At 40.2% G+C, this 14,342-nt stretch carries 16 protein-coding genes; 14 read left to right on the forward strand and 2 right to left on the reverse strand.

Annotated elements, in window-relative coordinates; all coding sequences use genetic code 11:
* Positions 1-45: 45 nt before the first annotated feature.
* Positions 46-237 carry a DUF2929 family protein gene (locus tag CE058_RS15300; RefSeq protein WP_048010975.1) on the reverse strand — a complete coding sequence of 64 codons (192 nt, stop codon included), beginning with the start codon at positions 235-237 and terminating at the stop codon, positions 46-48.
* 181 nt (positions 238-418) lie between these two features.
* Here CE058_RS15300 and CE058_RS15305 point away from each other — a divergent pair, with 181 nt between their 5' ends.
* From CE058_RS15305 to CE058_RS15320, 4 genes are all read left to right on the forward strand, one after another.
* Positions 419-1,156, forward strand: coding sequence for an alpha/beta hydrolase (locus CE058_RS15305; protein WP_163143779.1), 738 nt, complete (start codon positions 419-421; stop codon positions 1,154-1,156).
* Positions 1,157-1,236: 80 nt separating this feature from the next.
* Complete coding sequence (locus CE058_RS15310; protein WP_163143781.1) at positions 1,237-2,064, forward strand: hypothetical protein; 828 nt, start codon at positions 1,237-1,239, stop codon at positions 2,062-2,064.
* Positions 2,065-2,173: 109 nt separating this feature from the next.
* Positions 2,174-3,130: a BMP family ABC transporter substrate-binding protein gene (locus tag CE058_RS15315; protein WP_163143783.1), complete on the forward strand. Its 957-nt coding sequence runs from the start codon at positions 2,174-2,176 to the stop codon at positions 3,128-3,130.
* Positions 3,131-3,159: 29 nt separating this feature from the next.
* Complete coding sequence (locus tag CE058_RS15320) at positions 3,160-3,348, forward strand: ComZ family protein (RefSeq protein ID WP_048010971.1); 189 nt, start codon at positions 3,160-3,162, stop codon at positions 3,346-3,348.
* A gap of 53 nt (positions 3,349-3,401) precedes the next feature.
* Here CE058_RS15320 and CE058_RS15325 read toward each other — a convergent pair whose 3' ends face one another.
* Positions 3,402-3,788: a hypothetical protein gene (locus CE058_RS15325; RefSeq protein ID WP_163143785.1), complete on the reverse strand. Its 387-nt coding sequence runs from the start codon at positions 3,786-3,788 to the stop codon at positions 3,402-3,404.
* 214 nt (positions 3,789-4,002) lie between these two features.
* Between CE058_RS15325 and CE058_RS15330 the strand changes: the two genes are divergently transcribed.
* From CE058_RS15330 to CE058_RS15370, 10 genes are all read left to right on the forward strand, one after another.
* Positions 4,003-4,935, forward strand: coding sequence for a beta-ketoacyl-ACP synthase III (locus CE058_RS15330; protein ID WP_163143787.1), 933 nt, complete (start codon positions 4,003-4,005; stop codon positions 4,933-4,935).
* A 46-nt stretch (positions 4,936-4,981) separates the two neighbouring features.
* Complete coding sequence (gene fabF, locus CE058_RS15335; protein WP_163143789.1) at positions 4,982-6,220, forward strand: beta-ketoacyl-ACP synthase II; 1,239 nt, start codon at positions 4,982-4,984, stop codon at positions 6,218-6,220.
* 238 nt (positions 6,221-6,458) lie between these two features.
* Positions 6,459-7,124, forward strand: a complete 666-nt coding sequence (locus CE058_RS15340; RefSeq protein ID WP_163143791.1) for a DUF2268 domain-containing putative Zn-dependent protease — start codon at positions 6,459-6,461, stop codon at positions 7,122-7,124.
* Between the two features lie 147 nt (positions 7,125-7,271).
* Entirely contained in the window at positions 7,272-8,297 is a 1,026-nt protein-coding gene (locus CE058_RS15345; RefSeq protein WP_048010966.1) for an ABC transporter ATP-binding protein, read from the forward strand.
* On the forward strand, positions 8,297-9,313 hold the full coding sequence (locus CE058_RS15350; RefSeq protein WP_048010965.1) for an ABC transporter ATP-binding protein: 1,017 nt from the start codon (positions 8,297-8,299) through the stop codon (positions 9,311-9,313). Before CE058_RS15345 ends, CE058_RS15350 begins: the two co-directional genes overlap by 1 nt.
* Before the next feature lie 35 nt (positions 9,314-9,348).
* Positions 9,349-11,079, forward strand: a complete 1,731-nt coding sequence (gene opp4A / locus CE058_RS15355) for an oligopeptide ABC transporter substrate-binding protein (RefSeq protein ID WP_048010964.1) — start codon at positions 9,349-9,351, stop codon at positions 11,077-11,079.
* A 97-nt stretch (positions 11,080-11,176) separates the two neighbouring features.
* Positions 11,177-12,142: an oligopeptide ABC transporter permease gene (gene opp4B / locus CE058_RS15360; protein WP_048010963.1), complete on the forward strand. Its 966-nt coding sequence runs from the start codon at positions 11,177-11,179 to the stop codon at positions 12,140-12,142.
* A gap of 12 nt (positions 12,143-12,154) precedes the next feature.
* A complete protein-coding gene (gene opp4C / locus CE058_RS15365) occupies positions 12,155-13,075 on the forward strand; it encodes an oligopeptide ABC transporter permease (protein WP_035327219.1) in 921 nt (306 codons plus the stop codon).
* A 157-nt stretch (positions 13,076-13,232) separates the two neighbouring features.
* Positions 13,233-13,448, forward strand: coding sequence for a YuzI family membrane protein (locus CE058_RS25335; RefSeq protein WP_076256683.1), 216 nt, complete (start codon positions 13,233-13,235; stop codon positions 13,446-13,448).
* A 127-nt stretch (positions 13,449-13,575) separates the two neighbouring features.
* On the forward strand, positions 13,576-14,322 hold the full coding sequence (locus tag CE058_RS15370) for a YjbA family protein (protein WP_048010961.1): 747 nt from the start codon (positions 13,576-13,578) through the stop codon (positions 14,320-14,322).
* Positions 14,323-14,342: the final 20 nt, after the last annotated feature.

Consider the following 14,342-nt stretch of genomic DNA (forward strand, 5'->3'; position numbering starts at 1 on the left):
TGAATTAACAGGATGACTCTTTTCATTTCCTGCAAAAGCTGCAGATTAATGAATTCCTTCTTTCTCAACAGGACCTTCAGGAATGATGGAAGCGACAACAAAAATTAAAACAGTTGTCCCAACCGCCAGAATGGTGCCGGTTACAAAATCGTATGGCGCTCCAAGCATTGAGGAAACTACGTACGTTAACATTTGAACAAGAAGGAAAGTCCAGAAGAATGTCCAAAAGAATCTCATCTATTTCACCTCTAACATAATTAATCCCTTTTCATATTAGCATAAGCCATTAAAGAAATAAATTTATTTTTTCTCTTTTCAGCCCATTGATGAACTTGTCTAAAACTAGGCTAATCTCCCTTTCATTTTAAGTTTATTTACATACATTATATTATGAACAAACTTGCAAAGGAGTTTTACTATGGAAAGCCGGAACTTCCAGCTGGATACAGAATGGTGCATGATTCATTACCCAGATAAACCAAGTGGTTTCGGTATTCTGATAATTGGGGATGATCGGCACTTTGTGGATAGAAACTGCAGTTTTTGGACTCAGAATGAAGGGAAATATTCATTAATTAAGAAACTAAGACAAGATGGCTATACGATCTTTTATTCAAATTTATACGGAAGGCACTGGGGAAGCGATCGGGCTGTTGAGAAGGCTAAGTACTTGTATGAACATATCACGCGTACAGAAATTATAAACGAAAAGATCCATATTATTGCTGAGGGCATGGGAGCATTGGTTGCCCTTAGGCTGTTGCATGAAATGAGTGATTTAATCCGTTCAGCCGTATTAATAAATCCTATTCTTTCACTAAAGCATCATCTCGACCAGGAAAAAGAGCATAAGTTCTTTTATAAGAAACTATTAAAAGAACTGGCAGCTTCCTATGAAATAGAAAAGGATAACATAGCAGAACAGCTGAGCAAACATGAAAAAAACCTCACATCCGGCCTTAAAGTCCCCGTCAGAATCATTCAGGTTCTGGCCGGCGGAAGAGCTTACAAGCAATCGGATTATTTAAAGAAACGATCCATACAATGGGAAAATGAAAATAGCCCTATCTCAGTGTTTTATATCCTCCCGGATAAAAAACAGCGAATTTCTTCTCAAATGACAAGCTTCTTTAGAAAATATGAAAAAGTCCTGTAAATCTGCTTAAATTCCGCAAAGAAATAAAGACAATCCTTTGAGCATAGTATACATTAATATGCTTTCAAGGAGGGGTGAAGATGGACAGGGCAGTCATTTTAGGGACATTTGAATTTATAGGTTTCAGCCTGTGCAAGCATCTTCTGGAACAGGGCTGCGAGATAGATGGAATTCATTTCGACAAAGAAAAAGATGACGCTTTAATTTACGAAAAACGTCTGACAATCGGACGGAATGCCAATTTCAATGAAAAAAAATATTTTGAATGGATTAAATCGGGAAAAATACTAAAAAATGACATGATTTTTATAGATATATACGACTTGTATATTAGGAATAAGCTTGCTGCTTTAAGGGAGAAGGAGCTTATTGAAGGATTTCTTATGGAAAACCTGTCTATATTCCAGAGCCTTCAAGTGAAAATTGCATTTTTGCTCCCCATACAGTGGCTTAAAGACATCAGCAGAACACACAGCCGGCTGGAAGATGCTATTAAAATTCTTAAAGAAAACAATATTTCAGTTTCATCCTTTTATCTGCCTGTTATTTATGGTCCCTGGCAGCCTAAGGAATTTAGTTTTCATCAATCTATTGCGAAAGAAAGAGTAATGATAAGTGAAAGAGAATGGATACATGATGCTATCTATATTGATGATTTCATCAATTACTTATCAAGTTATGCAGATAGGCCTTTCGATGAGTCCTATCTTTTAAAAAGCAGTATCACCGGGCACTGGCGAAAATGCGCTGACTATCTTTCCTTTGACTATAATGAAAATTGGAAATGTCCCGATTTGGCAATAGGGAAAGTAACTGAAAGAACGATTCAGTGTTCAGTAAAATTCTCCGATGGTCTCGAAAAACAAAGAAGACATTTTATTTCATTAGGAAACCCGGATGACTGGTAAATTGGAAAAAAATCTTTCCATTTGAGATAAAGAAAAGGTAGAATTGAATTAGTCTGGTAAATTAAACCGGTAGCAGGAAGCGAAAGACAGAGAGGCGGAGAAAAAGAAGATGCATAAGACATTAAAGAAATTAGGGATCCTTCTTTTGTGCCTTCTTTTATTGGCCTCCTGCAGACAGCCGATGTCTGCAGGAAAACTTGAGAAAGCTGGATTATTAGTGCCCGATACTGTCAATGACCAAGTATGGGGGACCAAAGGCTATAAAGGCATGCTAAAGATTCAATCCCATTATGATATTGAGGTTTATTATAAAGAAGGAATGAATTCAGAGATGGTTGTTGAAAGAGCAGTTAAAGAGTTTGACCAAAAAGGTGTAAACCTGATCTTTGGACATGGCAATGAATACGCTGCATACTTTAATAACATCTCAAAAAAATATCCTGACATTCACTTTGTCAGCTTTAATGGTGACGCCCAAAATGAAAACACCACCAGTTTGAACTTTGAAGCATATGCCATGGGTTTCTTCGGAGGTATGGTTGCAGGACATATGACGAAAACGAATAATGTAGGAATACTGGCGGCTTTTGAATGGCAGCCGGAAGTAGAAGGTTTTTATGAAGGTGCAAACTATATCAATGATAATGTAAACGTGCAGATCCAATATGTCGGCAACTGGGACAATGATAACAAAGCCATCGCTCTTTTGGACAAACTTATTGCCAATAAGACAGATGTTGTATATCCGGCCGGAGATGGGTATAATGTTCCTGTTATCGAAAAGCTGAAAGAAGAAGGGCTCTACGCCATCGGCTATATTTCCGATCAGTCTGATTTGGGTGAATCAGTCGTCCTGACCAGTACAATTCAGCATGTAGATGTTTTATATGAACTGGTGGCAGAAAAATATAACGAAGGCGAGCTTGAATCAGGAAATCTATCCTTCGATTTCGAGGATGAAGTGATTTCACTTGGAAAATTCAGCCCTGACGTCGACGAAGAATACAAAAAAGAACTAAACGCTGTCATTGAGAATTACAAAAAAACAGGCAAATTGCCTGAATAGTAATTACCATACATAGGAGGTACTGCAAGATGAACGAAAAAAACATGGAATTCATGCAAATCGCAATGAAATACTTGCCAGAAGCCAAACAGCAGCTTGACGAAGCAGGCATCGAACTATCCATGGAAATGATCCAGCCATTCATGAACCTATTCATCAAAGTTATGAACGAAGCCTATGAAATGGGCAAAACGGATGCTTTGAATGAGAGTGAATAATGGGAAACCAGCCTTTTGGGCTGGTTTTTGTTGTTTTTGGGGAAACTCTGCCCCTACTTCTTCCAAAACATCTCCAGCAAAGGACCCGCTTTTTTCAGTAACGGCTTTAATTGATGAGCTGAAGACATCAGCGTATCAATGTTGCCCATGAGTTCCTCTACGTTTATGTTGTTCAGGATATTGTTTTCATTTTCTTTGCCGGAACTCGCTCTTTCAGTAGTTTCTCTCCTTTTTCCCCCTAAGAGCCAGTCGTCAGCTTCATGAGCATTTCTGCTTCTGCCTCCGAAAAGCCATTCGTCTTTCCCTTGATATTCTTCAGCACTGCTGTCGAATTCAATTTTCCCTTCAGCAGGCTTATGGTTTCTGACTCTTTCTCCAAATAAAAAATGTGTTAAAGGGTCTTCTGTATTTCCCCTGTCTTTTTCATCCTTGTTAAGCATATGCCAGTTCCCTCCTTCCAGATGCCTATATATCAGCATATGAAGAAAAGTTGACCGGGTATAGACATTTGTGGAGTAAAAGTACGGGAAGGTAAAAAGTGTTGCGTTATTGTATAAACTTTTGATAAAATTAGTACCAAGTCATAATAATTGATAATAATATTTAAATAGAGAATACTTATGGGTTTGTAAATATGAAAGGGAGTGGGGCTCCATGAATGCTGGAATTATAGGAATCGGAAGATATCTTCCTGAAAAAGTGGTAACAAATGCTGATTTGGAGAAAATAGTTGATACTTCTGACGAATGGATCCGGACCAGGACTGGAATTGAAGAGAGAAGAATTGCGGATGACAGCATAGATACATCAGATATGGCCTATGAGTCGGCATTAAAGGCTTTGGATAATGCAGGCATTGAAGCAGAGGATTTAGATCTGATTTTAGTTGCAACGGTTACACCGGATAAACCCTTTCCATCTGTTGCCTGCATGCTCCAGGAGAGGCTAAAAGCAAGCAAGGCGGCGGCAATGGACATTAGTGCTGCATGTGCAGGATTCATGTATGGTATCATAACGGCAAAACAATTTATTGAAACTGGGGCATATAAAAATGTTTTAGTAGTAGGTGTAGAAAAGCTTTCAAAAATTACAGACTGGAATGACCGTAATACTGCCGTTTTATTTGGAGACGGAGCAGGTGCAGCTGTAATTGGGCAAGTCTCGGATGGCCGGGGAATTTTATCATTTGAATTAGGAGCAGATGGCACTGGCGCAAAGCATCTATACCAGGATGAATATATCATCATGAACGGGCGTGAAGTGTTCAAATTTGCAGTCCGTCAAATGGGTGAAAGCTGCATCAACGTACTTGAGAAAGCTGGATTATCCAAAGAAGACGTGGATTTTTTAATCCCTCATCAGGCTAATATCCGCATCATGGAAGCTTCCCGTCAAAGATTAGAACTTCCTGTTGAAAAGATGTCCAAAACAGTGGATAAATACGGAAATACTTCTGCTGCATCTATTCCGATTGCATTGGTGGAAGAGCTGGAAGCTGGAAAAATTAAAGATGATGATTTGCTTGTGATGGTCGGCTTCGGAGGAGGACTAACCTGGGGAGCCATTGCGATAAGATGGGGAAGATAAGAACCTCATTTAAATATGATGCTAATATAAAAGGAGCTGCAATCTTATGAATAAAAGAAGGGTTGTTGTTACAGGCATTGGAGCTGTAACACCGCTTGGAAATAATACAGAAACGACATGGAATAATATTAAGTCAGGTGTTTCAGGGGTTGGACCGCTGACTAGATTAAATGCAGATGAGTACCCGGCTAAAGTAGCTGCTGAGGTAAAGGATTTCAATCCGGAAGATTTTTTTGATAAAAAAGATGCCCGAAAAATGGACCGCTTCACACATTACGCTGTTGCTTCATCCATGATGGCTGTTAGAGATGCAAACCTTCAGATTACAGATGAAAATGCTCATCGCATCGGTGTTTGGATTGGTTCAGGCATCGGCGGAATGGAAACATTTGAAAATCAATATGAAATATTTATGAAACGTGGATACAGAAGAGTCAGCCCATTCTTCGTGCCAATGATGATTCCGGACATGGCAACTGGCCAAGTCTCGATCTATCTGGGGGCAAAAGGGTTTAACTCATGTACAGTGACTGCATGTGCCACTGGTACAAACTCAATCGGAGATGCCTTCAAGGTTATTCAGCGCGGCGATGCCGATGCGATGATTTCAGGCGGGGCAGAAGCACCAATCACAAAAATGTCTGTAGCCGGATTTTGTGCAAACACCGCTCTTTCAACCAATCCGGATCCAAAAACGGCCAGCCGTCCATTTGATCAAAATCGTGACGGGTTTGTTATTGGAGAGGGTGCTGGAATTGTAGTACTTGAAGAACTTGAGCATGCACTTGCCCGCGGCGCAAAAATTTATGCAGAAATAGTGGGCTATGGTGCTACAGGGGATGCCTATCATATCACTGCACCTGCTCCAGGAGGAGAAGGCGGAGCAAGAGCCATGAAAATGGCAATCGAAGATGGCGGCTTAAAGCCCGATGATATCGATTATATTAATGCTCATGGCACAAGTACCGATTATAATGACAAGTTTGAAACGTTGGCAATCAAAGAGGTGTTCGGAGAGCATGCCTATAAATTGGCAGTAAGCTCGACTAAATCAATGACAGGTCACCTTCTGGGAGCTGCAGGTGGAATTGAAGCCATTTTCACAGTTCTGGCTATGAAGGAAGGAATCTTGCCGCCAACCATTAATCTAGAAAGTCCGGATCCTGAATGTGATTTGGATTATGTTCCAAATAAGGCCAGGGAAAAAGAAATAACAGCTGCAATGAGCAATTCACTGGGCTTTGGCGGCCACAATGCAACCATTGTTTTTAAAAGATATGAATAAGAAATAACCAAAGCTGATTTAAGGGAAGTCAAACCTCCTTTGAATCAGCTTTTTTGATTAACCAAATCCTTATACCTACATATTATCGAGTATAAGGAGGTGCAGAAATGGGATAGTTAGAACAGATTTATGGCTAGAGGAAGGTTTTAAAGAACCCCTTAAAATATGTGAAAAGCTTACCGAACCCTTCAATGATGATAATCCCCGAAAAATATACGAGTACCTAACAGGCTTCGGCATGTATACACCTGACCGGTTCAGCAGGAATATTTTCAAGGAGTTAAAAGAAAAGAAAGTGTGGGATCTGGCAAAAAACATTCACTTAAAATATAGGAGGATGTGGGCGGGACCTGACATTAATGTTTACATTTTCCCGTCTGGTGGAGGCGGACTTTTTTCGCGGCATTCTGGGAAATCAGGTGTATCCTTTGCAAATATGCTCTTTCTGTTTCTTCCTTCTGAAATAGAAGAAGCTGAACTAGAGGCATTATTTGTGCATGAATATCACCATGTCTGCAGAATTAACTCGCAGAAAAAAAAGCTTGAAGAATTTACGCTGCTAGATTCCATTATAATGGAAGGGCTTGCCGAACATTCAGTAGAAATACACTGTGGAAAGAAGTTCAGAGGATCCTGGTGCACCCGGTATTCGAAAGAGGAGATCAGGAATATTTGGGATAAATTGATTAAACCGAACCTGAAATTAAAAAAGAATGATAGGCTCCATCAAAAGATATTATATGGTGAGAGACCCTATCCTCTATTACTTGGTTATGCTGCCGGCTACGAAATTGTAAAGGAATTCAAAGAGAAAAAAAGTTTTTCTACAAAAATTTCTTTTAGTATGCCGTCCGAATATTTTGTAGATCAAACTTTATATAAACTGGATTCACATTCGCTTTAAAGCCCTAAAATGTGGGCTTTTTTTAAAATAAAGAAAAATGAATTTTAATAAATTTTAAAAAAATCTTGCAATTGTAATAAGTTTGTAATAATATTTTAGACAAATAGAATGAATTGACAGAATAATTAAAAATGTAAGAGGTGTCCTATGAGCGCAAATCCCCGTCAGCATAAAGACGCACCTTTACTAGAGGTGAAGAATCTAGAAACGGCTTTTTCCATAGATGGTACATACTATAACGCAGTTGATAATGTTTCTTTCCGAGTGAAACCCCGGCAAATAGTTGGAATAGTGGGAGAGTCCGGGTGTGGAAAATCTGTAATGAGCCTCTCTGTTATGAAACTCCTGCCTAAAGGCATTGGCAAGATCCGAAACGGTGAAATTCTCTTTGACGGTGTACATTTGGAGAACATGACAGATTCAGAGATTAATAAGATCAGGGGAAAAGATATCGCGATGATATTCCAGGAACCTATGACTTCATTAAATCCTGTCTTCTCGATCGGGTTCCAGCTGCAGGAAGTATTATTCAATCATATGAAGATCTCCAAAAAAGAAGCACGGCTTAAAAGTATTGCACTTCTAAAAAGTGTAGGAATTTCAAGGCCTGAAAAAATTGTAGATGAATATCCACATCAGCTTTCAGGAGGTATGAGGCAAAGGGTCATGATTGCCATAGCCATTGCCTGCCAGCCGAAGCTGCTGATCGCTGATGAGCCGACTACTGCCCTGGATGTGACTGTACAAGCCCAAATTCTTGAGCTTTTAAAAGAAATCCAGGAAGTCAATGATATGTCCGTCATTCTGATTACTCATGATCTTGGTGTAGTGGCTGAGATGTGCGATGAAGTAATTGTTATGTATGCAGGGAAAATAGCAGAGCGGACAGATGTAGATTCTTTATTTCACAATCCAAAGCATCCATACACTCAGCTCCTGATGGGGGCCATTCCGAAAATGGATGAAGAAGTGGAAAAGCTAAGCACAATAAAAGGAATTGTACCTTCATTAAAAAATATGCCTAAAACAGGCTGCAAATTTGCGGCACGCTGCCCTAAGGCAATGCCAGAATGCCTGACAGTTACACCTCAATTGGCAGAAAATGAAGAAGGACATGAGGTTGCCTGCCTGCTTTACGAGACAAGCCAGCCGAAACAAGAGGTGAACGCATAATGAGTACAGAACATAATAATACAGCTGTTCTAAAAAAGGATAAAAGCAGCAATGAAGTGCTATTAGAGGTTAAAAACCTAAAAACATACTACCCGATAAAAGGCGGAATCCTTAGAAGGACTGTAGCTGTCGTTAAGGCTGTCGATGATGTTTCCTTTGAAATTAAAAAAGGGGAGACATTAGGCCTGGTTGGAGAATCAGGCTGTGGAAAATCAACAGCAGGCAGGACAATACTCAGACTTCTGGAACCGACTGAGGGGCAAATCATCTTTGACGGACAGGATATCACAAATGTAAGAGGAACCAGCCTGAGGAAAATCCGCCAGGACTTCCAGATGGTCTTCCAGGACCCATATGCTTCATTAAATCCTACGATGATGGTCGGACACCTTGTGTCGGAGCCAATCAGAAATTACAACAGCAAATCCGAAAAGGAACTGAAGCCGGAAGTAATGGATCTTCTTGCGAAAGTTGGGCTGCCTGAAGATGCCTACTATAAATATCCGCATGAGTTTTCCGGCGGGCAAAGACAGCGTATCGGGATCGCAAGAGCCCTGGCTTTAAGGCCTAAGCTGATTATTGCGGATGAGCCTGTTTCAGCACTTGACGTTTCAGTCCAATCACAGGTATTGAATCTTTTAAAAGAGCTGCAGGATGAATTTGATCTTACTTTCTTATTTATTGCCCATGATTTGAGTGTTGTTAAACATATGAGTGACCGGATAGGGGTTATGTATCTGGGAGGCCTTGTTGAAGTTGCTGAAAAGGACAGCCTCTATGCAGAGCCTCTGCATCCATATACTCAGGCTCTGATCTCCGCGATTCCTGAACCGGATCCGCGCAAGAAAAAAGAAAGAATCATATTAGAGGGTGATGTACCAAGCCCGATTGATCCTCCGAAAGGATGTACATTCCATCCGCGCTGCGCACATGCAATGCCGGAATGCCAGAGTGTAAAACCGCAATTAAAGGAGGTGAAGCCTGGGCATAGAGTCGCTTGTCACTTATATAAATAAGGCTTTGTCAAAAAATATTTTTCGGGGGGAAAACAATGAAGAAATCAGCATTTTGGCTGCTTTCGCTTCTGCTTGTCATGTCTGTATTCCTTGCAGCATGTTCTGGCGGCGGAGAAAAAGCGAACACTGAAAAGGAACCAAAAGATGATGGGAAAGCATCTGGAGAAGTAAAAGAAGGCGGCACAGTAACATTCGGTTACACACAGCCATTTAAAGGCGTTTTATCTTTTGCTTATTATGAAGGTGAAGATGATGCAAATGCCCTTCAATTTATGCATGAAGGATTGCTCAAAGTAAATGATGAGCTTATTTCTGAACCGAACTTGGCAGACTATGAGTTATCTGAAGACAATACTAAATTAACCTTCAAGCTTAAGCAAGGTGTTAAATGGCATGATGGTGAAGAATTAACAGCGGAAGATATGGAATTTGCTTGGTATTTAATTGCAGATCCAACTTATGAAGGTGCTCGTTTTGCTAACGTAGCAATGATCAAAGGTGCTCAAGAATATAAAGATGGTAAAGCTGACAAAATTGAAGGTATCAAGGTAGTAGACGATTATACAATTGAGGTAACAGTAACTGAGCCTTCTGTTAACTTGTTGGAAAATATTTGGATTTATCCTGAGCCAAAGCACTACTACGGAGATATTTCTTCTAAAGAGCTTCCGGATGCCGATCAAATTCGTAAAGCTCCAATCGGTGTAGGTCCTTTTAAAGTGAAAAACATCGTACCTGGCGAAATGATCGAATTTGAGCGTTTTGATGATTACTGGCAGGGACCAGCCAAATTGGATGGCGTAGTTTACAAAATCATTGATGGTTCTCTTGCGCAAGGTTTAGTACAAAACGGAGAAATTGATGTTATTGAAGCTCCAAAAGATCAGTGGGAAGCTATTAAAGCTCTTGATAATGTAAATCCTGTAGAAGCAGATGCTATGTCTTACAGCTATATTGCTTTTGACTGGGGTCACTATGACACTAAAAAAGGTGTAGTAGTATCTGATAATAAGAAGTTCCAGAACAAATCCCTTCGCCATGCAATGGCACATGCTATTGACCGTCAGGCATTTATCGATGGTTTTGCAAACGGCTTAGGAAAACCATTAAACACTCCTTTCCCTTCAGTATCATGGGCTAAGATTGATGATTCAGAAATCAATCCATATGAGTATGATCCTGAAAAAGCAAAGAAATTACTTGACGAAGCAGGTTATGTGGACAAAGACGGCGACGGTTTCCGTGAAGATCCAGAAGGAAAGCCATTCACAATTAACTTTGATGCAATGGCAGGCGCTGAAACTTCAGAGGCACGTGCTCAATTCATCCTGCAATCCTGGCAGGAAGTTGGCTTAAACGCAAAGCTTAACGGCGGTTCATTAAAAGATTTCAACCTTTTCTATGACACTATCGAAGCAGATGATCCATCTGTTGAAACATTCATGGGTGCATGGGGACTTGCAAATGATCCAGATCCAGCTGGAATCTGGTTATCTACTGATAAGTGGAACATGTGGAGATGGTACAATGAAAAGTCTGATGAGCTAATTAAGAAGGGTGTTGCATTCCCTGAAGATGCAAGTAAAGATGTTACTGAACACCGTCAGGAAGTCTATAATGAATGGCAAAAGCTAGTTAATGAAGAATTGCCTATCATCTTCTTCGAGCAGCGTGTAGATCCATGGGCGATCAACAAGCGTGTTGGCGGAGTTAAAGTAACACCATTTGGAACAGATGAGTTCCACAAGTGGCACATTGTAGAGTAACAGAATAATAGGAACCTGTATTCCTTGGGGGAGTTGCTCCTCCAAGGAATACAAGTTTAACCAGCGAATAAATTTTTGTTTGGTAAGGGGAATGGAAATGCTACAGTACACAATTCGACGACTCATAGGTATGATTCCCATAATTTTCCTTATCTCGGTAGTGGTTTTCACCCTGGCAAAGCTTATGCCTGGTGATGCACTATCTGGAAAAATTGACCCATTAAACTCAGATCCGGAATATATTGAAGAAATGCGTGAGCAGATGGGATTGAACGATCCTATTCCTGTGCAGTATGTCCGCTGGATGAGTGGTGTGGTACAAGGGGATTTTGGAGATTCATTTGTTCATAAGCGCCCGGTTATGGAATTAATTGGTGACCGTTTGCCGAACACGATTATTTTAGGAATATCAGCTCTATTAATTACTTATTTCTTAGCCTTTTTAATGGGAAGATACTCTGGGCGGTTTGCCTATAGCATTGGAGATTATTTAATATCAGCGTTTAACTATCTAGCACTTGCAATTCCAAGCTTTGTTGCAGCTTTAGTTGCCATTTATGTTTTTGCCATCAATCTTGGATGGGTTCCAGCCAGTGGAAGTATCGGCAGCGGGGTAGAAGCAGGGACACTGGAATATTACTTAAGTAAAGCCAAACATACAGTCTTGCCGGCTATAGTACTTGGAGCCATGGCTACAGCCGCTTATACACAGTTCTTGAGAAATGATATGATCGAAAGCTCTCGCAAAGATTATGTTCGTACAGCAAGAGCTAAAGGTACGAAAGAATCTGCGATTTATAATAAGCACATTCTAAGAAACTCAATCATACCTATTGTTACTTTACTTGGATTCGATATTGCCAACCTATTTGGAGGGGCAATTATCACAGAAACCATTTTCACATACCCTGGCATCGGTTATTTATTCGTAGAATCAGTTAATTCACGTGATTATTCAGTCATGATGGCTATTGCCATGATGCTGACTATTTTAACACTAATTGGAAATTTAGTTGCAGATTTACTATATGGATTAGTAGATCCGCGTATTCGTTTAAGTTAGGTAGGTGAGAGTATGGAACCATCAATTTCACAGCAAACTTCGCCTGGTTTAGCAGAGCCTGTTAAACCGCCGAAGAGTCAATCACCATGGGCTCTCGCCCGCCGCAAGTTTTTGCGCAATAAAGCAGCAATGATCAGTCTTGTTTTCCTGCTGCTGGTCTGTGTAATGTCCATATTAGCTGAGCCGCTAACTATGCCGGTTGAGGAGACAGCTAAGATTAATTTAACACAAATGAGCAAAGAACCATCTGCTGACCATTACTTCGGCACTGACAAGTCTGGCCGGGACGTTTTTGCCAGAACTCTTCACGGCGGCAAGACATCACTCTTGCTTGCATTCTCTATCACGCTGGCTGTTATTACCATTGGTACTCTAGTTGGTGCTACTGCCGGATACTTTGGCGGCTGGGTCGATAATGCCCTGATGAGATTTACAGACTTTATGATGAACTTTCCATTCCTGCTGTTTGTTATCGTATTGAAATCCATTTTTATCGAATCAAGTACAGGAACCCTCATATTTGTAATAAGTGTACTAAGCTGGACAGGAACGGCACGTCTGGTGCGAAGCAAGGTCATGGCTGAGAAGGAAAATGAGTATATTATGAGTGCTGTTTCCATTGGATGCTCTGCACCAAAAACCATTTTTAAACACTTGCTGCCGAACGTCATGTCAACCATTATTGTTCAGGCAACCATTACTCTTGCAGCGATGATTGTAGCTGAGACAGGCCTAAGCTTCCTCGGATTTGGTGTACCAATCAACATTCCAACCTGGGGAAACATGCTTCAGGAAGCAAGAAGTCCTGATGTTTTAACAAGTAAATGGTGGATTTGGATTCCGCCTGCTGCGATTCTGACGTTTACAATCCTATCAATCAACTTCATAGGGGAAGGCTTGAAAGATGCCTTCAACCCTAAATCCAACAGATAGCAAAAAAACGCCTGTAATAAGGCGTTTTTTTGCTGTCTTGTGGCCTATAGCTTGTACATATCTAAACAAATGCTTTCATATACATGTAAAAAAGATAGTGGGAGTGAGTTTATGGCAGCAATAAAACCTTATATGACTCACAAATATAGTAAAGAACATGTTATTTAGGGCATTTTGGCTTTTAACGGGGTTTGGAGTCTCTGTTTCGGGAGGAGTCAGTGTCATAGGGTACTTGAATTTGCTTACAACTGGACAAACCTTCAAAGAATATTTGCATTTTATCACCTATCGCCCGGAATGCTATTTGCTTCCGATTGGAATAATTATCATTACATTGAGCATATATCTTCCCTATTCAAATGAGGATGATTAAAAGAGTATCTCATCAAAATAAAGCTTGCTAATTACAAAAAATGGATTGTGAGTGCAAAATAGGAATAAATTTACTGCCTGCTGCCCATACTGAGTGACAAATAGTTTGTTGAAGTGGGGGTTGAAAAATGTTGTATCTTCATGATGTTTGGGTGAATTGGTTTGAAGGAGAAGAAAATGGATACAATGTATGCCATTTTCATGAATGGAGAAAAGATGATGGGGTAGAACTGCTTGACCAGGTTCCGCTGCTGAAGATTGACCCGGTCCTTTTTAATTATATTGAGAATGATCTTTCTGAGCTGCCACAACAACTGCTAGATGACATTTATCAAAAAGCTTACTTAAGAAAAAATCATGAACGCATCCAATTGGAGTATTGCTTTGTTGTATCAGATGGGACAGGCATACTGGCTGTAGATACAATCGGCTACAATATTCCAATCAGAAAAAGCAGGTTAATACCAAGGCAGGAGCAGCTTGCATATGAAATGCTGGAAAATCAGGAAACGGCTAATTACTCTTTTAATGATCAAACCGCATTGAAGGAATTCCATATTCTTTCTCCTTCTCCGGATTTGATGGCAGGCCTGACAAGAAAAGAAAGACAGCTTAAACAGCTTCTGTTTATGGCGCTGGATCAGCTTCATTCCTCCAAAAATGATGCTGAAATTCGTTATTGGTATACGGAGTGGAGCCCTGAACGTTATACGAAAATACAATCAATGAATTTTGAAGAGGCCTGGTATGAATTATTTGATGAAAGTAAATACGGCTGGTCAAGTAAACATGAAAAGTTTTGTGAAAACTTAATAAAAGGACAGCCGTTTTTTGAGAAGTTGTGGGAAATGGAGCATGGTCCAAAAGTAAATTAAAAAAAACAGCCCAAGGCTGT

This window comes from Bacillus sp. 22-7 (assembly GCF_010628845.1).
In the GTDB taxonomy this organism is placed as follows: Bacteria; Bacillota; Bacilli; order Bacillales; family Cytobacillaceae; genus Cytobacillus; species Cytobacillus firmus_B.